This window comes from Pseudomonas sp. G.S.17, from assembly GCF_038096165.1.
Taxonomy (GTDB): domain Bacteria; phylum Pseudomonadota; class Gammaproteobacteria; order Pseudomonadales; family Pseudomonadaceae; genus Aquipseudomonas.
This window is the reverse complement of sequence record NZ_CP151076.1, coordinates 6,179,455-6,198,865: the sequence shown is the minus strand read 5'-3', so window position 1 is coordinate 6,198,865 and position 19,411 is coordinate 6,179,455. Positions and strand designations below refer to the sequence as shown.

20 protein-coding genes and 1 pseudogene are annotated in these 19,411 nt (G+C 56.9%); 6 read left to right on the top strand and 15 right to left on the bottom strand.

All coding sequences use genetic code 11. From position 1 onward, the window contains the following. Nucleotides 1-2 precede the first annotated feature (2 nt). The 3 genes from AABC73_RS28925 to AABC73_RS28915 are packed head-to-tail and all read right to left on the bottom strand — an operon-like array spanning nucleotide 3 to nucleotide 2,209. Nucleotides 3-680 carry an amino acid ABC transporter permease gene (locus tag AABC73_RS28925; protein ID WP_341521912.1) on the bottom strand — a complete coding sequence of 226 codons (678 nt, stop codon included), beginning with the start codon at nucleotides 678-680 and terminating at the stop codon, nucleotides 3-5. Nucleotides 681-687: 7 nt separating this feature from the next. Then, nucleotides 688-1,350 (bottom strand): amino acid ABC transporter permease, encoded by a 663-nt coding sequence (locus AABC73_RS28920; protein ID WP_341521911.1) that lies wholly within the window; start codon nucleotides 1,348-1,350, stop codon nucleotides 688-690. 13 nt (nucleotides 1,351-1,363) lie between these two features. Next, on the bottom strand, nucleotides 1,364-2,209 hold the full coding sequence (locus tag AABC73_RS28915; protein WP_341521910.1) for a transporter substrate-binding domain-containing protein: 846 nt from the start codon (nucleotides 2,207-2,209) through the stop codon (nucleotides 1,364-1,366). 196 nt (nucleotides 2,210-2,405) lie between these two features. On the opposite strand from AABC73_RS28915, the gene AABC73_RS28910 reads away from it, so the two are divergent. Further along, nucleotides 2,406-3,308 (top strand): LysR substrate-binding domain-containing protein, encoded by a 903-nt coding sequence (locus AABC73_RS28910; protein ID WP_341521909.1) that lies wholly within the window; start codon nucleotides 2,406-2,408, stop codon nucleotides 3,306-3,308. A gap of 90 nt (nucleotides 3,309-3,398) precedes the next feature. After that, nucleotides 3,399-4,835, top strand: a complete 1,437-nt coding sequence (locus AABC73_RS28905; protein ID WP_341521908.1) for an IS1182 family transposase — start codon at nucleotides 3,399-3,401, stop codon at nucleotides 4,833-4,835. A gap of 331 nt (nucleotides 4,836-5,166) precedes the next feature. Here the strand turns inward: AABC73_RS28905 and AABC73_RS28900 are convergent, their stop codons facing one another. The 8 genes from AABC73_RS28900 to AABC73_RS28865 form a co-directional block, all read right to left on the bottom strand. Continuing rightward, on the bottom strand, nucleotides 5,167-6,444 hold the full coding sequence (locus AABC73_RS28900; RefSeq protein WP_341521907.1) for a HAMP domain-containing sensor histidine kinase: 1,278 nt from the start codon (nucleotides 6,442-6,444) through the stop codon (nucleotides 5,167-5,169). A gap of 22 nt (nucleotides 6,445-6,466) precedes the next feature. Next, a complete protein-coding gene (locus AABC73_RS28895) occupies nucleotides 6,467-7,174 on the bottom strand; it encodes a response regulator transcription factor (RefSeq protein WP_341521906.1) in 708 nt (235 codons plus the stop codon). A 93-nt stretch (nucleotides 7,175-7,267) separates the two neighbouring features. Beyond that, the gene (locus AABC73_RS28890) at nucleotides 7,268-8,080 is read right to left on the bottom strand and encodes a MipA/OmpV family protein (RefSeq protein WP_341521905.1); all 813 of its coding nucleotides are present in this window, start codon (nucleotides 8,078-8,080) and stop codon (nucleotides 7,268-7,270) included. After that, on the bottom strand, nucleotides 8,077-9,315 hold the full coding sequence (locus AABC73_RS28885) for a fumarylacetoacetate hydrolase family protein (RefSeq protein WP_341521904.1): 1,239 nt from the start codon (nucleotides 9,313-9,315) through the stop codon (nucleotides 8,077-8,079). The genes AABC73_RS28890 and AABC73_RS28885 overlap by 4 nt, the downstream gene beginning before the upstream one ends. Nucleotides 9,316-9,656: 341 nt before the next feature. After that, the gene (locus tag AABC73_RS28880; RefSeq protein WP_341521903.1) at nucleotides 9,657-10,646 is read right to left on the bottom strand and encodes an aldo/keto reductase; all 990 of its coding nucleotides are present in this window, start codon (nucleotides 10,644-10,646) and stop codon (nucleotides 9,657-9,659) included. Between the two features lie 95 nt (nucleotides 10,647-10,741). Beyond that, nucleotides 10,742-11,638 carry a LysR substrate-binding domain-containing protein gene (locus AABC73_RS28875; protein ID WP_341521902.1) on the bottom strand — a complete coding sequence of 299 codons (897 nt, stop codon included), beginning with the start codon at nucleotides 11,636-11,638 and terminating at the stop codon, nucleotides 10,742-10,744. A gap of 261 nt (nucleotides 11,639-11,899) precedes the next feature. Then, on the bottom strand, nucleotides 11,900-13,330 hold the full coding sequence (locus AABC73_RS28870) for an IS1182 family transposase (RefSeq protein ID WP_282483471.1): 1,431 nt from the start codon (nucleotides 13,328-13,330) through the stop codon (nucleotides 11,900-11,902). 99 nt (nucleotides 13,331-13,429) lie between these two features. Next, nucleotides 13,430-13,684 carry a hypothetical protein gene (locus AABC73_RS28865; RefSeq protein ID WP_341521901.1) on the bottom strand — a complete coding sequence of 85 codons (255 nt, stop codon included), beginning with the start codon at nucleotides 13,682-13,684 and terminating at the stop codon, nucleotides 13,430-13,432. A 100-nt stretch (nucleotides 13,685-13,784) separates the two neighbouring features. Here AABC73_RS28865 and AABC73_RS28860 point away from each other — a divergent pair, with 100 nt between their 5' ends. Then, nucleotides 13,785-14,582, top strand: a complete 798-nt coding sequence (locus AABC73_RS28860; protein WP_341521900.1) for a helix-turn-helix transcriptional regulator — start codon at nucleotides 13,785-13,787, stop codon at nucleotides 14,580-14,582. 234 nt (nucleotides 14,583-14,816) lie between these two features. Then, nucleotides 14,817-14,912: pseudogene (locus tag AABC73_RS28855) on the top strand (hypothetical protein); the annotation flags it as partial. 59 nt (nucleotides 14,913-14,971) lie between these two features. Here AABC73_RS28855 and AABC73_RS28850 read toward each other — a convergent pair. Then, on the bottom strand, nucleotides 14,972-15,877 hold the full coding sequence (locus AABC73_RS28850; RefSeq protein ID WP_341521899.1) for an AraC family transcriptional regulator: 906 nt from the start codon (nucleotides 15,875-15,877) through the stop codon (nucleotides 14,972-14,974). 99 nt (nucleotides 15,878-15,976) lie between these two features. On the opposite strand from AABC73_RS28850, the gene AABC73_RS28845 reads away from it, so the two are divergent. Further along, nucleotides 15,977-16,732 (top strand): SDR family oxidoreductase, encoded by a 756-nt coding sequence (locus AABC73_RS28845; protein ID WP_341521898.1) that lies wholly within the window; start codon nucleotides 15,977-15,979, stop codon nucleotides 16,730-16,732. A gap of 87 nt (nucleotides 16,733-16,819) precedes the next feature. Here AABC73_RS28845 and AABC73_RS28840 read toward each other — a convergent pair whose 3' ends face one another. From AABC73_RS28840 to AABC73_RS28830, 3 genes are all read right to left on the bottom strand, one after another. Then, entirely contained in the window at nucleotides 16,820-17,278 is a 459-nt protein-coding gene (locus tag AABC73_RS28840; RefSeq protein ID WP_341521897.1) for a hypothetical protein, read from the bottom strand. Nucleotides 17,279-17,447: 169 nt separating this feature from the next. Next, on the bottom strand, nucleotides 17,448-17,936 hold the full coding sequence (locus tag AABC73_RS28835) for a hypothetical protein (RefSeq protein ID WP_341521896.1): 489 nt from the start codon (nucleotides 17,934-17,936) through the stop codon (nucleotides 17,448-17,450). Then, nucleotides 17,869-18,318 (bottom strand): NmrA family NAD(P)-binding protein, encoded by a 450-nt coding sequence (locus AABC73_RS28830; RefSeq protein ID WP_341521895.1) that lies wholly within the window; start codon nucleotides 18,316-18,318, stop codon nucleotides 17,869-17,871. Before AABC73_RS28830 ends, AABC73_RS28835 begins: the two co-directional genes overlap by 68 nt. 193 nt (nucleotides 18,319-18,511) lie before the next feature. Between AABC73_RS28830 and AABC73_RS28825 the strand changes: the two genes are divergently transcribed. Beyond that, nucleotides 18,512-19,405, top strand: a complete 894-nt coding sequence (locus tag AABC73_RS28825) for a LysR substrate-binding domain-containing protein (protein WP_341521894.1) — start codon at nucleotides 18,512-18,514, stop codon at nucleotides 19,403-19,405. Nucleotides 19,406-19,411 lie beyond the last annotated feature (6 nt).

Here is a 19,411-nt window from a genome sequence, read left to right as displayed (position 1 = left end):
CCTCAATGACTGTCACGCGTCACCGGGCGACCCAGGCGACGTTCTAGATAACGGCTGAGCCAACTCAGCAATGAACACATGACGAAGTAAACGAGCAGCACAGCGCCGTAGACGGTGAACGCGGGGCTAACGCCAGTCATAACTGTGGCGCGCTCGATGATAATCTGGCCTACCTTGAGAAACTCCCCAACACCCACCAGTGCCCCGAGAGAAGTCGCCTGGACCAGCATGGTCAACAGCCCAGTGTAAGCAGGAAGAATTGCCTTCATCGATTGCGGCACGATCACGTACAAGTAGATCTGCCAAGGTCGAAGTCCCAGCGCCCAAGCGCTTTTCCATTGATGGCGCGCTACCGACTCGAGACCACCACGTACGATCTCGATGCCATTGGCGCTGCCCCACAAGGTCAGGCCGGTGGTCACAGCTGCGAATGGACTCAGGTCCAGGCCGAGCATCGGCACACCGAAGTAAATGAAGTACACGTTGACGATCAGAGGGATCGAGCGAAACAGCTCCACGTAGCCATGAATGGTCCAAAACAGCAGCCGATTCTTCAGCGTCGCCAGCACGCCGAACACAATCGAGATCAACGTAGTGAAAAGCAGAACCACCAGCGCCAGGCGCAGGGTCATCCACAAACCTTTGGAGATGAAACCCCAGTTTTCAAATAAGAAATTCATTGAGGCCTCACTGCCGGAAGGGTCGTTGCAGGTGCGCCGACAAGCGCCCTGTCAACAACGCCAGAATCGCAACCAACACCAGGTAAATCACGCAGATCGCACTGAACATCTCGATGGCGCGAAAGTCCGTGGCAATCCGATCCACCGCAACAAACGTTAGCTCGGCAAGGCCGATGGCCTGTAGGTAGGAAGAGTTTTTGAGCAGGGAAATCGCCGTATTCAGCACTGCTGGCAAGCTGGTCCTAAAGGCAATCGGCAACGCGACCAGACAGAAGTAGTGCGAAGGCTTGAGGCTCAGGGCCATGCTCGCCTCCCGCATCCCGTGCTCGACAGTCGCCAGACCGCCGCGAACGTTTTCCACCTGATATGCTCCCGCCCACAAAGACAAACACAGCACACCGGACCAGAACAGCGACAGCTCCATACCTATTGCAGGCAAGCCATAGAAGATGAAAAATAACTGAACCAGAATCGGCGTGTTCCGGACCAACTCGACATACAGCACGACAAGCTGCGCCAGCACAGGCACCTTCATCACCCGCGCCGCACCGCCCAGTACTCCAATCAGCAACGAGAATGTGATCGCCAGCAGCGACACCCGTAGCGTCATCAACACGCCGCCCAGCAGAGCCGGCCATTGCGCCAATAAATAGCTGAAATCGAAATCCATGACCGGAGACCAGTCAGAGGGCTTCGGCAGGTTTGGCCTGCTCGAAGACACTAAGGTAGTAGCTCTGGATATTCTGCGGTACGTACTGTTGTACCCAGCCGCGAAACAGTTTTTCCTCATGCATCCGCACTACGGCGGCGCTCAGATAATCGCGCCACTGTTCATCGTTCTTGCGTACGCCGATGGCGGCGTCGGAAATCAGGAATGGCTCATTCAGCAGGCGAGCGTCCTTGTCGTTGTCGGCCACCACGACCAATGTTGCTGCGTCATGGGTGTAAGCATCGGCACGACCCTGGCGGAAAGTTTGCAAGGCATCGGCAGCGCTGTTCAGGCGTAGCGTCTTGACTTCCGGCATGTGATCTTCGAACCACTTGGCCTGCACTGAACCCTTGAGGGTGGCCAAAGTCTTGCCGTTAAGGTCGGCAATTTTCTTGATCGGACTATCCTTCTTCACCACCACGTCGCTGGCGCCCCAGCGATACGGCTTCGTGAAGTCGATGACGCGCTGGCGTTCCGGGGTAACTCCTAGAGTGGCGATCAGGAAGTCCACCTTGCGTCCCAGTAGTTGCGGTACGCGGTTTTCAGCGGTAACGCAGGTGAAGGACACCTTGTCTTTCGAGCCCAGTGCCCAGAGCGCGATCTGCTTGGACATCTCCACTTCAACTCCGGCGAACTCACCGCTTCCATCCTGAAAACCATATGGTGGCTGGTCGCAACGCACACCTGCACGCAACTGGCCAGCTTGTTTGATTTCATCGGGTACGGCGGGAAGTTCGGCGGCGTGTACTTGCATCACGCCTGCCAATGACAAACACGAGAATGCCACTGCACGGCTAAGAATTTTCAAGGAAAACGACATAATGCCTCCTGTTACTGCGCCGACCGCCCTAAGGCAGAGCGACGTAATAAGTTTTTGTTATTGGGTGTCGTGTACTCGCTTCGCATCGCCGTCCGATAGCACGGTTACGCCGATGTCGTGAACAGTTATAAGGTGCCTAGCTCATAACAACAAATGACAATACACTAGGCATCCATACTGAATTGATATGGCTACCATGAATTTTAAACAAGTCGAAGCTTTCCGCGCCGTGATCTTGAGCGGCTCGATGACTGCCGCCGCCGAATCCCTGCATACCTCTCAGCCCAACATCAGTCGTTTAATCGCACAGCTGGAGCGAAATAGTGGCTTCAAGCTGTTCGAGCGGGTCGGAGGACGCTTACTACCTACTGATGAAGGAGCAGCGCTATTTGCCGACGTCGAACGAGCGTTTATCGGCCTGCATAGTCTGGAGAAGTCGGCAGAGAACATCCGTCGAGGAGGCACGGGGCGATTGCGAATCGCAGCGGTTCCTTCATTGTCATTGACAGTATTGCCTCGGGTAATCCAGCGCTTTCGCCAAGAGAACCCGGACGTGGCGATCTCGCTTCATACCAGCGACTCACCAATGGTCGCCCATTGGGCAGCCTCACAGTTTTGCGATCTGGGGTTGGCGTCGTATGTCGGTGAAGAAATGCCGGGGGTTAAAACCCAGGCGATTTGCGACGTGCCGGGGGTCTGCGTATTTCCCAAGGGCCATCGACTGAGCGCATTGGCTTCTGTCGGACCAGAAGATCTGAAGGGCGAGGAGTTCATTTCACTGTCGCAAAATGACGGCTCGCGTGCTCGAGTCGATCGGGCATTCCCCGAAGACAGAGGTCATCGAAAACTGAATCTGGAAACGCCTCATGCGGCCACAGTTTGCTCACTAGTGGCACTGGGTCTTGGGGTGAGCATCGTCAGCCCGATTGTGGCGTTGGAATACCTGCACACCGGTATAGAAACCCGGCCATTCCGCCCACAAATACGCTTCTCGACCTATCTGCTGCTACCGGCGGACCGACCGCAAAGCCTACTTACTCAAAGATTCGGGCAACTAATCCATGAAATGCTGAGTAACGTCGCGAAAGATTGGCAGTGAGCAAGGAGTTGGCCGCTTTGGGTCCAGGCTGTGTGAAAACTCCCGCAATTGTCTAATCTTCTGATCGTTGAGATCGTAGCGGGGGCGATCATGAAGCGATTTATTGAAGGTGAGGCTCGGACGCAAGTCACCTTGCTGCCGGAGTGTCTGGACGATTACGTAGCCGAAGAAAATCCAGTGCGCGTGGTCGATGTTTTCGTCGATGAACTCGACCTGGGCGCACTTGGTTTTGAGGGAGTCGACCCTGCCGTTACGGGTCGTCCGGCCTATCACCCAGCGGTGTTGCTGAAGATCTATATCTACGGCTATCTCAATCGGATTCAGTCCAGCCGCCGGCTTGAGCGAGAGGCCGAGCGCAACGTCGAGTTGATGTGGCTAACGGGGCGTTTGGCTCCGGACTTCAAAACCATTGCCGACTTTCGCAAAGACAACGGCAAAGCCATTCGCAGCGTATGCCGCCAGTTCATAGTGCTTTGTCGCAACCTCAATCTCTTCTCGCAGTCGATCATCGCCATCGACGGCAGCAAATTCAAAGCCGTCAATAATCGCGACCGCAACTTCACTCAGGGCAAAGTGAAGGCTCGCATGCAGCAGATCGAGCAGAGCATTGATCGATATCTGGCGGCGATGGATTCGGCGGATCGGGCAACGCCCGAAGTGGCCGAGGCCAAAGCCGAGCGGCTTAAAGAAAAGATAAAAACACTGAAAAAGCAGATGCAGAAACTCAAGGAAATCGAGGCGCAGCTCCACGAAAGTCCAGACCAGCAGATTTCCCTCACCGATCCAGATGCACGCTCAATGGCCACGAGCGGCCGAGGCACCGGGACGGTTGGCTACAACGTACAAACCGCTGTCGACGACAAACACCATTTGATCATTGCCCATGAGGTGACCAACGTTGGCAATGACCGCGGGCAGCTGAGCAATATGGCGAACCAGGCGCGTGAAGAAATCGGAGCTGAATCGCTAACGGTGGTGGCCGACCGAGGCTATTACAAAGGTCTGGAAATCTTTACTTGCGAGCAAGCTGGCATCACTACCTTCGTACCGAAACCCCTTACATCTGGCAGCAAAGCGGAAGGCAGATTTGGCAAGCAGGACTTCATCTATCTTGCGGCTTCGGACGAGTATCGATGCCCTGCGGGGCAGCTACTAACCAGGCGACATTCGTCGACGGAAGACGGCATGTTATTGCATTGTTATTACTTCTCAGGCTGCCAGTCCTGCTCAATGCAAAAGCAATGTACGACGGGTAAGGAGCGCCGTGTGAAGCGTTGGGAACATGAGTCGGTAGTCGACGCGATGCAGGCTCGGCTAGAACATGATCCCGCGATGATGAGGGTTCGTCGACAGACCGTTGAGCATCCTTTTGGAACGCTCAAGTACTGGATGGGAAGTACCCACTTCCTGACCAAAACCCTGCCGAGGGTGAGTACTGAGATGAGCCTTCATGTTCTCGCCTACAACCTCAAACGAATGATGAGCATCTTCGGCATCGCAGGGCTGCTTGAGGCGATCAGGGCGTGAGCCCAGCTGCTTGGCCCACCCGTTAGAAACCGTTTGGGCCGCTGCCCCGGCCCAAACGGTATTACGAACGTCTATGTCACTGACTAAGCTAATTCGCGCTTCCGCCCGCTGATTCCATAGGAAACCTTCGCGACTCTCAGTTTTCGAGGTGTTTAGCGCGTTTTCACACACCCTGGGTCGATAGCTGCCGGTCGATATTTGGCAAAAAGCCGTGATCCACAAATGACTGTTGACCAGACAATGATTAACTCGCTTCGACTTCAATGGAAGGACGCGATAAGTCTGTAGCACGCAGATGTCGATCGGTGAAGGCTCCAGCTACATTGACAACCTACGCAAAACTCAATTTCGCGACTGTTTGACCCGCACCCGCCGAAGCAATCAGCAAGGTCCAGCCAAACCGTTCACAGATCCGGCGAGTGATAAACAAACCCAGACCTTGCCCACCGCCTTGTTTAGTCGAATCGCCCAGGGCTCGGGTGTAACGTCGAGCGGCCTCGGCGGCATCGAAGTTGCCGGTGCTGTTGACGATGCTGAGCCGGTTAGCGTCAAGGCTTATCCGGATGGGCCCTTCGTGGCTGTGTTCAGCCGCATTGCGCAACAGGTTGCTGACGACAATGCGCACCATGGCTTCGGGGCACTCAAGCACCACAGGATTGAACTCATCGATCACGAACGCCGCGCCGGAGCCCTGTAGCAAATACCCATGATCCTCAATTAGCGCGGCAGTGAGGGTATCCAGCCGAGTGCTCTGCACGGGGCTGGTCAGGTCTGGCTCTCTGGACAGAAAGAGCAGCGCCGACATGATTTCCGTCAGGTTGCCGACCGTGGACTCAATGCGCGTCAGTGGCCGTTCTGCCTCGGCCGGCAGGTCATACAACTTGATCACGTCAACCGCGCCGGCAATTACTGCGATGGGCGTACGAAACTCATGGCTGGCCTGGTCCAGAAGGCTGCGCTCACGTTCGATAAAGCGCTCTACCCGCTCCAGATGGCGGTTCACGATAAGCGCTATGTCGTGCAGTTCCTTCAAAGTAAAGTCGGTGCAAAGGCGTTGGGCCGGTTGTTCCGGGTCCAGCTGCTCCATTCGTTGCGCCAGTGCCTGCATCGGCCGTTTCATGCTGCGGTAAATCCAAAGAATCGCCCCCAGAATCATCACGCCACTTAGCACCGCGATGAGCACGCTCACCCGCGCGGTCATGTTCTGATAATTTTCAAGGTCCGTGATGTCGACGGACATGACGATGCGTCCGTCTGCCACCGGCGTCACCAGCACGGCATAACTGCGCTCGCTGTCGTAGGCGTCCAGTTGATGCTCATCGTGGAATCCCGCATTGAGGCGCAGGAAATATTCAGGCATGTCCGCTGGCACCTCGTTGCCGGTGAGGTGCCAGCCCCGGATCACACCAGTGGCGGGAAGCTGTTTGGCGGGGATTAGCCGTCCTCCAGACACATAGGGGTCGGTGCTCGATTGCAGAATCTCGTGCCAGACAGGATGCACGATCATTTGTTGGCTCAGGTTGCCCTGAATTGTCAGCCCCGCCGCCAGGATCAGGCCGAAGACGAAAAAGATCGCACTGATGCTGCGGCTCAGACTGCTGGCTGCCATGGATTGACCTCGTTGGGTTGACTCATTCATCGCCTGCATGAAGACGATACCCACTGCCCGCCACGGTTTTTATCAGCTTGAGTGATGCCTCGCCGTCAACGGCTTTGCGCAGCATGTACATGTGCGAGCGCAAGGCAACATGGTCCGGAACGCGGTCATCCCAGATCAGCGTTTCGAGTTCATCCCGACGCACCAGGCCGGGTGACCGGCGCATCAGCACCGCAAGCAGTGTTCGTCGCACGGGGGTCATGGGGATAGTCTTGCCGGCTCGGGTCACCCGCAACGTGCCCAGGTCGAAGCGCAAGTCAGCCACTTCCAGCACCTGGGATTCCATTTGCGCGCCGTTCACCCGCTGGGTGACCACCCGCAGCCTGATCTCGAGCTCGGCGAGAGCCACCGGTTTGACGATGTAATCGTCTGCCCCGGTCAGGAACCCTTGAATCTTGTTCTCAACCTGATCCTTGGCCGTGATGACGATCACCGGGATGCGGGATTTTAATGTCGTGCGCAGCTTGGCCAGCATCGTCATCCCGTCCATCCGCGGCATCATCCAGTCTAGGACAATGACGTCATACCGCTCGCTCGCCAACAGGCTAAGCCCCGTCTCGCCATCGGGGGCTGCGTCGGGATGATGACCACAGGCCCGCAGGTAATCGTAGATATTGGCCGCCAGAGCAGCGTTGTCTTCGATGATCAGAACGCTCAGGGCCTGCTTGACCGAGTTATCCATGTTTGACGCTCACTGAATGAAGCAGAAAGAGCAGCGCCTGTCTCCCATCGGCCAGCCACTGCGCCTGATCGGCCGGCCGGGGCGCGGTGCGGATCAGAAGCCTCGCGAAATCCCGAAGAACGCAGACATCGAACCATCGGTGTCTTTGTCCACCAGCGGGCTGTCGGTGATTTTGCCGGGCAGATGCTCGTACGACACGTTGGCGATGAACGCCCAGCGTTCCGCGAATGGCCGGACGTAATCCAGCCCCACGCGCTGAACGGTCGCACTGCCGGGTCGGTAGTCGACGACACCGCGTGCGGTTTCGCCAGGCAGCATACCGTAATAATAGTTCGCCAGCTTTTTCGACAGATGGGCGACGCCAATGTGGGGCGTGAGGCTGTTCTGGCCCCACTGGATCGGGTAGCCGTAGGTCAGCCCTGCTTCGTAGCCGTCGCTCGCGCTGCTGATGTCCCCTTTGACGTCAAGCTCGAGCTCACCGAACGCGCCGCTCCAGCGGCCGGCCAGGCCCAGGTCAACGCCGTCGTCGCGGTCTTCGAGCAAGGACCGATCGATGCCACGTTCGGCCAGTTCGCGCCTGCCGAAGTCCGATCGATCAATACCGTCCATGCGTGCAGATAACGTCGCATCGAGGGCGAACCCGTCTCGCTTGAACAGATGAACGCCCCCGGCGATGCCGCGCCAGAAGAAGCGCTCTCCTTCGTAGCTGATCAGCGGAAACGGCGTCAGTTGTGCGTCCTGACCGGCATACACGCCGCTGGACAAGGCGGCGCCAAGCCCAAGTCCCCAACGCGCCCGAGGTGCTTGTTCAGAGAAAACCGGGGTGGCTTCTGTGATGGAGGTTTGCGCGCTGACGGCGCTGGAAGCGACACAGAGGGTCAAGGATAAGATCAGCGAATGTTTCATTGCAGTTCCTGACAGGGAGTCGATTGAGGAAAGGCCAAGGGCCGCATGCAGGAAGAACTCTGAGCCACGGATGTCGTTGGAATGTCGCCGGGACGTGCCGGATGGGTTGCCGCAGAAGGTGTGGCCGAGATCACGTTGGTGTGGATCCAGCCCAGGTAGTTGCTGGAATACCGCACGGCGTTTCCAGGGCGCAGGTAAACGCCCTTGCTTACCTCGCTCGCCAGGTATTTTTCGATCACGTCTCGTTGTTGATCCCGATCGGCGGCGCTCATCAGCGCGTTGATGACCTCGGGCCCCGGTTCCTTGAACACCACGCCCTCGCCCGTGCCGGTAAGCACAGCGCTGCCGGTCGCGATGGCCGGCCGATCGACCATGGGGATCCGCCCGCCCTGGTACGACCAGGTGCGCGTCTTCGCCTGAGCGAGCGTTTCCTGAACGATCGTGCGCAGGTCCTTGATCATGTCACCCGCGTTCGCGTGCTGACGCCGCTCGCCGTCGACATGGGTTTCTATGACCACCCCGGCCAGAAAGGCTTTCCAGTCTTTGGGAACCACCAGGAAAGGACCGACAGGAAAGCGGTCGCTGCCGCTTTTAGCGTCAGGGAAGCCGTCGCCGGAGGTGACGTCTTTCAAGTTGATGTTCCTGACCAGCGTTGCCCGGTCGCTGAAGTCCCCGCAAAGAAAGAATCCCTTGCGGGCTTCATCGAAATCGGCGACCGACCTCAGCTCGCGGTCGAACCGTGCACACACTTCAACCTCGTAATCCATCAAAGCGCCCGGTGCCGCGATCAGTGTCGAGCGAGGGCCGCGGGCCGACGAAATCTTGGGGAACAGGAACGCTTCGTCGACGCCCACTTCCTTGCCGTGTTCTGGGTAATTGGTGCCCGCTGCAATATGCGCCACGCCCCTTGGCCCGACGCCGAGCAGTCGTGCCAGCGGGTGCGTCTGCGTGCGGGACTTCTCCCCTGCCAGCGCATCGAGTTGCGCAGCACTGAAACGGTCGATGACGTCGAAGACATCGGCGCTGTGCAACCCGGCGAGTTCGCTCAAATCAATGGCCGTTACGCTGGCATCAGAGCGCTCGGTAACCAACAGCGTGCTGATTACGTTGCCTTTTCGCACCTGAGCGAAGGTGTGGGCAGTTGCCACTGGCGCGAGCCCGGATGTGGTTGTGGGGGAAACAATCGAAGGCGCCGCGCTGCAGGCGGGAATGGACAACGCCAGCGCAAATGCCACGACCAATGCTAGTGGGAATACCAGCGTCGAGGCGGGTACGGCTGTTCGGTTTGAGGACATGGGAGGTCTCGGAATGGGCTGATCGGGAGCGCCCATTCTGTTGACCTGCTGTCGTTGGTTTGTCGTCCGGGATCTAACCGTCACCCTTTCACGGGCAACGCAGGGCTAAAAGTTTCTTGCTACTGCGTCGACCATTCGTAGGGGTTAAATCAGCTCAGCAGAGTGTTGGAGGCTGCTATCGGCCAGAAGCGGCCGCCCATTGTCATCGGGAGTACTGGCCAGTTTCCGTCTAGCAAGCCTCCAGCAGGAGACTAGCTAGGCGCTCACCCGATTAATTACACTTACCGGAAGATCTTATCCATCTTGCGAAGCACTGCGTTTTCAAGCCTCGGTAAAACCTCAACCGCTCCCAGATTTTCCTGCAACTGCGCCTTGCTAGAGGCGCCAATCAAAACCGACGTTACAGCTTCATTTTTGAGCACCCAGGCCAACGCTAACTGAGCGCGTGTTGCTCCCAGTTCATCGGCTATCGTCTTAAGCTGTTTAGCGGCCTCGATTCGCTCGTCGCGCTTGTTCTCGAAAACAAAATCCTCAAGCCAGGAAAACCCCTCGGTCGCCAGCCGGCTGTCCACCCCATTTCCCTCGTCGTAACGCCCCGCCAAAACGCCGGATGCTAGCGGAGACCAGGTAGTCAAACCGAGCCCATGCTCATGAATGAGTGGCTGGTATTCGCGCTCGACACGCTCTCGATGGAACAGGTTGTATTGCGGCTGCTCCAGTTGTGGGGGAATGAGGCGGTTTTGCTGACAAAACTCTATAAGCCTCAAAATGTCCTCCGCGGGCCACTCCGATGTGCCCCAGTACAACACCTTGCCTTGCTGGGTTAGTGTGTTCATGGTCCAGGCAATTTCCGCGATGGACATACCTGGCTCTGGCCGGTGGCACAGGTAGAAATCGAGATAGTCGACGCCAAAGCGTTGCAGTGCTTGGTGACAAGCTTCGGTAATGTGCTTGCGGCTCAAGCCCTGCTGCGTTAGCCGAGAGGGATTCGTGGCAGAGTGATTGTCACCGGTACCGAACAGTACCTTGCTGGAAACGCAGTAACTGTCTCGCGACCAGCCAAGCTCCTTGATCCCGCGTCCGAGCATGCGCTCTGCTTCACCGCCAAGGTAAACCTCGGCGCTATCGAAGAAGTTGATGCCATGATCGAAGGCGCAAGCGAGGCATTCATTGGCGCCACGTTGGTCGAGGCGTGTACCGAAGGTAATCCAGCTGCCAAATGACAGAACCGAAAGCTGCAGGGATGAACTGCCTAATGAGCGATATTGCATGACCGATCTCCGGTTGGAAAAGACAGGTGCATGCTCTGGTTTACAAGGCGCGCCGTGAAATATTGTTTATGTTGGCGTGTGAGACGATTGGAGTATCAGACGTGGCGCCTTAGCGTCTCGATAAACACGTCTCGCAGCGGCGAGACGACCGAATTGTTGCTGGCAACATTCAGCGCGACCGAGGTCAGCTCTTCTAAGGCACTGTGCTGCAATGGCCGGAATACGACGTCCTGTAACCCTAAGCGCTCGAATGAGGCCGGTACCAGCGCCACCCCATAGCCAGCCGCTACCAGCCCCAACACCGTCTGGATTTGCCTGGCCTGCTGGACGATCCTTGGCGAAAAACCTGCACCTTTGCATAGAGCGAGTAACTGGTCATGAAAGCCCTGCCCCAGGGCACGAGCCGACATGACGAACGATTCGTTAGACATGTCCTCAAGCCTTACAGCAGTGTTCGCCGCCAGAGGGTGAGCTGCAGGCAAGACAACCTGAATAGGGTCCAGCAGCAGCCGTTCGATGGTCAGCGAGGGGGTTGTCGTTCCGGGGCAACGCATCATGCCAACATCGGCCTCGCCGCTCTCGAGAAGCTCGACCTGCTCTTTGGTAGTGGCCTCGATGAAACTCAGCTCGACAGCAGGTATCTGCGTTCTGAATGCGCTCAGGGCGCGCCAAAAGCCTGGATAGTGGCTGAGGCTGATCATGGCAACCACCAAATGCCCTTCTATGCCTTGGGCGACTCGCCGCGTGTACGCGACGCTTTCGTCTAGCGCGCCGAGCAGTTCATGAGCTTTTCCCAGAAGGGCCAACCCTGCGCTGGTGAGCTCCACGGTTCGCTTGTCGCGAACGAACAAGGGATAGCCGATTTGCTCCTCCAACCGTCTGATCGCCTGGCTGAGCGGTGGCTGCGCCATATGCAGCCGTTCTGCGGCACGGCTGAAATGCAGCTCTTCAGCAACGACAACGAACTGACGTAACAGTCGAGTTTCGATCATTTCTCTACCCTAGATTGCAGATAGCTTTAGCGCGGTCGGGTGATGAAGAAAACATGCACCACCATTTTTAAGAAGCGAACATGAATCGAGCGGCCGTTATTGGCCCAGAGTGTGTAAAAACACTTTCCGTATGTTGGATGCCTAAGCCCAGCGCTCCTGGGCGAGGCGATTTCCCGAACATTTGCCAAGATCAGCGCCGATAGCGCGTCAGAGCGTTTATGAAGCGCTTTGGCACCTCTTGGACAGTAAAAGCTGCGGCTTTTACGCCGCCATCGCCTTCAGCAGGCCTTCTGTACCGATGATTTTTATAACCCGCTTCAAGTTATAGGCGAGCACATTCAAACTCATCTCCGCACTCACCCCGTTCAGTTTTCGAGTCAGGAAGTGCGTTGCCCCCATCCATTGCTTGAGCGTCCCGAAGGGATGCTCAACAGTCCGTTTTCGAACCTTCATCATCTCTGGTGCTTGGTTCAACCGACGCTGCATTTCCTCCAGCACAGCTTCATGTTCCCAACGCCTTACTCGACGATTTGTGCTTGGCGTGCACTGGGTTTTCAGCGTGCAACTCTGGCACTTTGAACTCCAGTAGCAGTGCATATACATGCCTTTCTCAACGCTGGAGAATCGCCAGATCAATGCCTCTCCCGCCGGGCAGGTGTATTCGTTTTTCGTCGCGTCATACACGAAGGCATCTTTGTTGAATCGGCCATCAGCTTTGGCGCTTGAAGTCATCGGCTTCGGCACGTAGGTGGTGATGTTTGCGTCGTGACAGGCCAAGATTTCTTCGCCTTTGAAGTAGCCTCGGTCAGCCACTACCGAAAGCGTTTCTGACGCCATTGCCTCGCGGGCCTGCTTGGCCATCGAGCTGAGTTGAGCGCGGTCTGAACCGACGTTGGTAACCTCATGAGCCACGATCAAGTGGTGCTGGGTATCGACCGCTGTCTGCACGTTATAGCCAACGATTCCCGTGCCACGCGTCTTCATAGAGCGGGCGTCTGGATCGGTCAGTGAAACCTGTTTATCCGGCGATTCGTTGAGCTGGATTTCAATCGCCCGAAGCTCCTTCATTTGTGTCTTCAGCTTGGCGATTTTCTCTTCCAGCCGCACGGCTTTGGGCTCAGAGCATGTGGGCTCTTGCCGATCGGCGGCATCGAGTGCCACCAGGTAACGGTTGATGCTCGATTCAATTTCCTCCATCCGCCGCTTCAGTTTGGCACTGGTGAAATTGCGGTCGCGGTTGTTGACGGCCTTGAACTTGCTGCCGTCGATAGCGACCAGATTGTCTCCGAACAGTCCCAACTGCTGACACAGCACAACGAACTGGCGGCAGACGCCTCGGATGGCCTTGCTGTTGTCTTTTCGGAAGTTGGCGATGGTCTTGAAATCAGGCATCAAACGCCCGGTCAGCCACATCAGCTCAACGTTGCGCTGCGCCTCTCGTTCAAGACGCCGGCTCGATTGAATGCGATTGAGATAGCCGTAGATATAGATCTTCAGCAGGATCGCGGGATGGTAAGCAGGCCGGCCTGTGTCAGCTGGAATAGCGCCATCAAAACCCAAGGAGACCAGGTCGAGTTCGTCGACGAAGACGTCGACTACGCGTACCGGATTGGTATCGCTGACGTAATCGTCGAGGCTTTCGGGCAGTAAGGTGCTTTGGCCCCGATGTTCACCTTGGATGAAGCGCTTCATGGGCGATCCCTGCGATAAATTCCTCAGAAATCATAGCAAGGGTTTGCAAAGGCGTTTTTACACACTCTCGGCCGTTACCGGCCCTTGGTCCGCGCTCACTCAGTGCTCGTCAATCAACCGCTGCAATGCCTCGTCGCGGACCGCGCAGACATCAAACAAACCAAGAGAGCGCAGCGCAGGCAAGGAATCAACGATATCGTTCTCGACGTCCACCCGCGCGACCGTCGCAGTACCTGCATCACTCCAAATGCGGGCATTCGCTAGAAAGGCGCCTATCGTTCCTTTGCGGACCACTTGGCCATCCGAGGTCTGCATCCGATTTTCGTGATCGGGTAAAAAATCTTCTGCCCGCATGACAGCTCCTGTTGTTGGTTGATGAGGAGTTCATGTTATTGCAGCGGACGAACCGCAGGTACGTTATAAACGCCATTGCTTAACCCGTTCAGGCCACAATATGCTTATACCGATTCCCTACAAATACATCGACGACGAGCAGGGCCCTGTGTTGCTGGCAACTGCACGGCGAGACGGCGAGATCCGCTTGACCGTTCCGCATCGCCACCGGCGCGGCCAACTATTCGGCGCGATGCGCGGGCTATTGGCGGTTGACGCCGGCCGCGGCCGCTGGGTCGTGCCAGCCACTCATGCAGTGTGGGTACCACCTGACATTGTGCATGGCATGCGTTCGTACGGCACGTATGCGGGCTGGAGCGTGCATGTCGCAACCAGTGCGTGCGCTGCATTACCGTCGGCGCCGGCGATCTTGTCCGTTTCCGGGCTGCTACGCGAGTCGGTAGCGCGTGCTGCTACTTGGGGTGACGCAGAACTCGACACCGCTCAATCGCAGCTTGTTAGTGTAATCCTGAACGAGATCGCTACGCTGCCGCAGACGGACTTGGGGTTGCCAATGCCGCGTGACCGCCGCCTGCTACAGATCGCGCATGCATTGTCAGACCGACCCGACGACGATAGGAAGCTGGAAGAATGGGCGCAGTGGGCAGGCATCGCGCCGCGCACGCTCACGCGCCGCTTCGTTGCCGAGACAGGTTTCAGCCTAACAGAATGGCGCCAGCGCGTCCGGCTGTTGCGGGCAATCGAGTTACTGGCGGCCGGCAGGGCCGTTTCCGCAGTCGCACTCGACTTGGGTTATCAAAACGTTAGCGCGTTCATTTCCCTGTTTAAGAGGACGTTCGCCATGACCCCGGGTCAGTACATGGACCTGATGGCCGAAGGATCGCTACGAGCTGAGTAGCACCGAATTTGGCCATGGCAGGCGCGTGTAGCTCCACTGGTACAGCACCTCCCAAAATATTGGAATAGCTGGAGCTGCGCATAACCGATGTTGGAAGTGTTCGAATTAGAGACGCATCAGATCGGCCTCTGGCGTATGACGAACGTCCGCAATGGGTCGATTCTGTTGAAAAAGTAGCTCTCCTGCTTGGCCTGAGGCAAAATTTGCATATCGGCCAGCGGGAGAGTACGCAGCATGATGGGACAGTTATCGAGTGGGCAGGATCGGCTGTTTTACTCGTTCAACCTTGTAGACCACATCCCAACAAATCACCTGCTGCGCAGCATTGATCACTTTTCTGTCGATCTGTAACAGGACATCGACGGGGTTGGGAGTTTGTACTGATGCACCTATACAGCGGCTTCGTCCCGCGAATAGCGTCCAGGCGTAAGTCCCGTGTAGCGTGTAAACGCGACACTGAATGCACTGACGGAGCTATAACCAATCTGCTGCGCAATCTCGGCAATACTGCCGTCTCGACCATGCAGCAGATTTTTCGCCAGCGCCATTCGCCACGTAAGCAGATACGCCATCGGTGCCATACCTAATGCTTGCTTGAAACGTTCGAAGAAGGTGGAGCGTGAAAGAGCAGCTTCCCTGGCCAGCTGCGCCACCGTCCATGGCTGGTTCGGATGTTCGTGCATCTGGCGTATCGCTACAGCCAGACGTTCATCGCCAAGTCCGCGCAGAAGCCCGGCCGGTGCATTTTCGGTTGCCGTGGAGCGCAGGGCTTCGATGAATAGCACTTCCAGCAGGTGTGCAAGGATGACATCACGCGCTGGGCGCTGTCCGCGCGCCTCCTCGGTGACGAGTTCTACGAGCGTTGCCAACCGGCGCTCACCGCGAACATGTATCACCTTGGGTAACAGTGATACTAGCAGCGCAGCATCCGGAGAGCCGAACGTGCAGTGGCCTACCAACAATTGAACATCGGCCGGGATGTCTTGCGTGCCAACACGAAAGTCACGTGGCCGTACCTCGACGGGAGGGGTGTCTGCGTCCCCGTCTGCCATCGGCTGAAGGCTCATCATTGTGAAGTCGTAGGCGGCGGGAATAAGCAGGAAATCACCAGCGTGCAAGGTTATCGCAGGCTGCCCTGCTACTGAAAGTCGGCAACCTCCGTCGAGAATTGCGCAGTAAAACGGCTGACCGGTCACCGAACGGCGCACACGCCATGCCCCTACGCCACTGACAATTTTGGAAAACGAGGCGCCTGGTTGCAGAAGGGTGACAACCTCCGCGAGCGGATCAAACATATCGGACTCCTGCGAAAGATCTTCGGACTTTTGGTGATATTAAGTCCGGATAAGACAGCCTATCGTTGCACTCCTGTCAACCGCGCAATGGAACTACCCATGAAAACTGTACTAATTACGGGATGCTCGTCCGGCTTTGGTCTGGCCACCGCTCAGTATTTTCTTGAACGAAACTGGAAGGTCATCGCGACGATGCGCACGCCAGACGAAGCGCTTTTTGCTGCATCTGAGCATCTGCGTGTGCTTGCGCTGGACGTCACCAACCCAAGCAGTATCCAGCAGGTCATAGAGGCCGCAGGACCAGTCGATGTGCTGGTCAACAACGCGGGAATCGGTCTGCTTGGCGCCCTGGAAGGTATCTCGATGCAGGCGATCCGTGGCATTTTTGAAACCAATACCTTTGGCACAATGGCGATGATTCAGGCGGTATTGCCTCAGTTTCGCCAGCGTAAAGCGGGGGTTGTCATCAACGTCACGTCGAGCGTGACGATAAAATCACTGCCGCTTCTCAGCGTCTACACCGCAAGTAAGGCTGCGGTGAATGCGTTCACTGAGTCCCTTTCGATTGAGCTTGCACCCTTTAATGTTCAGATGAATCTGGTACTACCGGGGCGTGCTCCTGGGACAGATTTTGGGAAAAATGCACAACCCCGAATGCAAGGCAGCATTCCAGAGGCTTACGCTGATCTGGCACAAAAGGTATTTGCTGAGTTTGGGCAATCTTCCGTAGTCACTGAAGCCCAGGACGTCGCGCAAGCGGTATGGCATGCAGCGAACGACCCAGCTTCGCCGATGCGCATGGTCGCCGGCGCTGACGCCGTTGCTCTGGAAAGGGAACAGAGCACACCTGCTTAATTGCGATTGATAAAGCGTGTCATATTAGCGGGTCGGTAGAGCACTTACCCAGCGCTGCACGGCTTTGCATTGGGCCCGCTTGCGCTTTTAATGACCGACTGCTGCTAGCCGCGCAGCGTCAGTGGTGGTGGTGGTGGTGGTGGTGGTGGTGGTGGTGGTGGTGGTGGCGAACAGGTTGTAACCGCGAATAATCGGCTGCTTGCATTTTGTCGATGGTAGAGATAACGGTGTAGATTTTTGAGCAAGCGCACCGTTCGCGCCGCCCCGGTGGACGTGACTTTGAAGATCACCCCGGCTTGACGTTGCCGAACTTGCGGCAGCACGGCCCGCATCAAGGCGATGGTGCCCAGAGTGTTGGTCTCGCGCTCCGCGCATCGGGCTGTCGTCAACGGCTCCCAGCAGGCCGACCCCCGCATTATCGACCAGCACATTAATCGGTTCTGCAGCTACCATCGCCTCTTGTATGCCGCTGGGGTCGGTCACGTCCAGGGCCATCACCCGCAAGTGCTTGGGCACAGTAAAGTCGCGGTCATCGAGCTTGCGCATTTTGTAATCACTTACCAGCCTCGTCCGAGGATGTAGCTAGCAGGGGCTATTCCAAAGCATGACGGGCAATCGGTGATCAGTATAGTTTTCATAGTGCGGTTTCCATGAGTAAGCCTTTGGTGCAGGGGAGTGAAAGGCTCTGTGACAGCACTCGCCCTGCTATTTCCAGTCAGATCGAACCTGCTAGACGGGCCGCAAACTCTCGATAGCTGTGCAGTTCACGGCCAAGGATCGTGGTCAGCCGCTGTACATCGCCAGCCTCGGGAATCATCCCGTCACTGACATAACGCTCGGCCATAAGGCGCATTTCATAGGCCATCCACTTAGGCATGAAATTGGCCACGGTCTGTTCAAAGCCGCTCGGATCGTCACCCCCGTAAATGACCGGGCGTGCCAGTACATCGGTCCATATCGCGGCAATGTCCGAACCGGTCAGCGTATCGGGTCCTACCAGATTGATGGTTTCAACCGGCAGCATGCCCGGTGCCTGGTCGCGGCGCATCAGCTCGATGGCAGCCACTTCTGCGATGTCACGGGCATCGACCATGGCAATGCCCTTGCTACCGATTGGCATCGGGTAGACACCGTGTTTAAACATGGCGTCCTTGACCATTACTTCGTTGTCGATGAAGTAGGCCGGGCGCAGGATCAGTGGCACTGAAGCCCATCTGTTCAATCATCCGCTCGGCACCTGATTTAACCGCGAAGTGCGGCACGTTCACGAACCGGTCGGCATGAAGGACCGAGAGATAAACGACCCTTTCCACACCCGTGTCTCGAGCGATGTTCAACGTCAGTAGAGCTTGGGTGAACTCATCCGCAGCCACCGCATTGAGCAGAAAGAAACTGGAGACACCGGTGAACGCACGGCGTAGCGAGTCAATATCCAGCATCTCACCTTGCACTACATCAACCTGCGCCGGAAAGTCAGCTTTGGAGGGATCGCGGACGAGAACGCGCACGTCTGCGTGACGTTTGAGAAGTTGTTCAACAACTTGGCGGCCGACTCTGCCAGTTGCGCCAGTAACGAGGATGGTCATGGTTATTCTCCGTAGGGATTTGAACGACAACGCCAATATCTCTGTTTACAGAGTGCTACGATAGCCCTCAAATTTGCACGGAGTGTTCCGTTTGTGGAACAGTTATTGACTGGCCTTGATCATGCTGCGCAATCCTTTATCCGACTCGAAAGTTTGTGCATGCCCGCCGCCTCCGCTACCTATAGGTAAATTCATGGATCTACTCGCGCTCGCCGATTTCAATCTTGTAGCGCGTCATGGAGGGATCGGCCGCGCGGCCCGTGCCAGCGGGCGACCGAAGGCGACGTTGTCGCGTCGCGTAGCAGATTTGGAGCGCCGCCTCGGGCTGCGTCTGTTCGAGCGCGGGGCCCACACACTCAAGCTCACCGAGGAAGGGCGAGCGTTATTCGAAAGAACCGCTGCGTTGCTAAATGAACTGGACGAGAGCGTTGCCGCCATCGCTTCAGGCGGGAAGCGGCCACGGGGCACACTGCGCATCAGTGCGCCTCTCTTTTTCGCCCAGGCGGCGATGGGAAAGCTCGCCGCAGGCTTTGCAATGAGATATCCCGACGTCCGGCTGGAGGTCACCACGGAGGACCGCATCGTCGACATGATCGAGGAAGGTTATGACTTAATCATTCGGGTTAATCCGGCGCCCGATGAGAACCTTATTGGCCGTGTCTTCCTGCGTGACCGACTGGTAGTTGTAGCCAATCCTGCCTTAGTACGTCCTGAGGGTGATGTGGCTGTACCGTCAGTGGTTCGAGGGGCTGGCGACCAGGGTCATGTGTGGCCTATCACTACGCCCGGCGGCAGGTCCCAGATAAATGTCGCAGCCGTCCTGAGTCTATCTTCGATGTTCATGGTGCGTGATGCAGTCCGAGCAGGCGTCGGGGTCGCACGCCTTCCCATTTCGCTGGTAGCCCATGATCTGCTCAATGGACAGATGGTGCACTGGGGGGATGTAGATGGCCCGGAAGTCGCGCTTTGGACGCTCTATCCATCACGGCGGTTATTGAGCGCCCGCGTGTCGGTATTTCTCGAGTATTTAAAAGAAGCTTTTCCCACGGGCAGACCAGAGGAACTGACAAGCTTTATTACGAGCTGACACATG

Coding starts and splice junctions, on each gene's coding strand:
- AABC73_RS28830 (WP_341521895.1), bottom strand. CDS start 18,318: ATGACCATCCTCGTTACTGGCGCAACTGGCAGAGTCGGCCGCCAAGTT.
- AABC73_RS28925 (WP_341521912.1), bottom strand. CDS start 680: ATGAATTTCTTATTTGAAAACTGGGGTTTCATCTCCAAAGGTTTGTGG.
- AABC73_RS28900 (WP_341521907.1), bottom strand. CDS start 6,444: ATGGCAGCCAGCAGTCTGAGCCGCAGCATCAGTGCGATCTTTTTCGTC.
- AABC73_RS28920 (WP_341521911.1), bottom strand. CDS start 1,350: ATGGATTTCGATTTCAGCTATTTATTGGCGCAATGGCCGGCTCTGCTG.
- AABC73_RS28905 (WP_341521908.1), top strand. CDS start 3,399: ATGAAGCGATTTATTGAAGGTGAGGCTCGGACGCAAGTCACCTTGCTG.
- AABC73_RS28865 (WP_341521901.1), bottom strand. CDS start 13,684: ATGCGGGCAGAAGATTTTTTACCCGATCACGAAAATCGGATGCAGACC.
- AABC73_RS28915 (WP_341521910.1), bottom strand. CDS start 2,209: ATGTCGTTTTCCTTGAAAATTCTTAGCCGTGCAGTGGCATTCTCGTGT.
- AABC73_RS28860 (WP_341521900.1), top strand. CDS start 13,785: ATGCTTATACCGATTCCCTACAAATACATCGACGACGAGCAGGGCCCT.
- AABC73_RS28850 (WP_341521899.1), bottom strand. CDS start 15,877: ATGTTTGATCCGCTCGCGGAGGTTGTCACCCTTCTGCAACCAGGCGCC.
- AABC73_RS28890 (WP_341521905.1), bottom strand. CDS start 8,080: ATGAAACATTCGCTGATCTTATCCTTGACCCTCTGTGTCGCTTCCAGC.
- AABC73_RS28875 (WP_341521902.1), bottom strand. CDS start 11,638: ATGATCGAAACTCGACTGTTACGTCAGTTCGTTGTCGTTGCTGAAGAG.
- AABC73_RS28910 (WP_341521909.1), top strand. CDS start 2,406: ATGAATTTTAAACAAGTCGAAGCTTTCCGCGCCGTGATCTTGAGCGGC.
- AABC73_RS28840 (WP_341521897.1), bottom strand. CDS start 17,278: ATGCGCAAGCTCGATGACCGCGACTTTACTGTGCCCAAGCACTTGCGG.
- AABC73_RS28880 (WP_341521903.1), bottom strand. CDS start 10,646: ATGCAATATCGCTCATTAGGCAGTTCATCCCTGCAGCTTTCGGTTCTG.
- AABC73_RS28870 (WP_282483471.1), bottom strand. CDS start 13,330: ATGAAGCGCTTCATCCAAGGTGAACATCGGGGCCAAAGCACCTTACTG.
- AABC73_RS28825 (WP_341521894.1), top strand. CDS start 18,512: ATGGATCTACTCGCGCTCGCCGATTTCAATCTTGTAGCGCGTCATGGA.
- AABC73_RS28895 (WP_341521906.1), bottom strand. CDS start 7,174: ATGGATAACTCGGTCAAGCAGGCCCTGAGCGTTCTGATCATCGAAGAC.
- AABC73_RS28845 (WP_341521898.1), top strand. CDS start 15,977: ATGAAAACTGTACTAATTACGGGATGCTCGTCCGGCTTTGGTCTGGCC.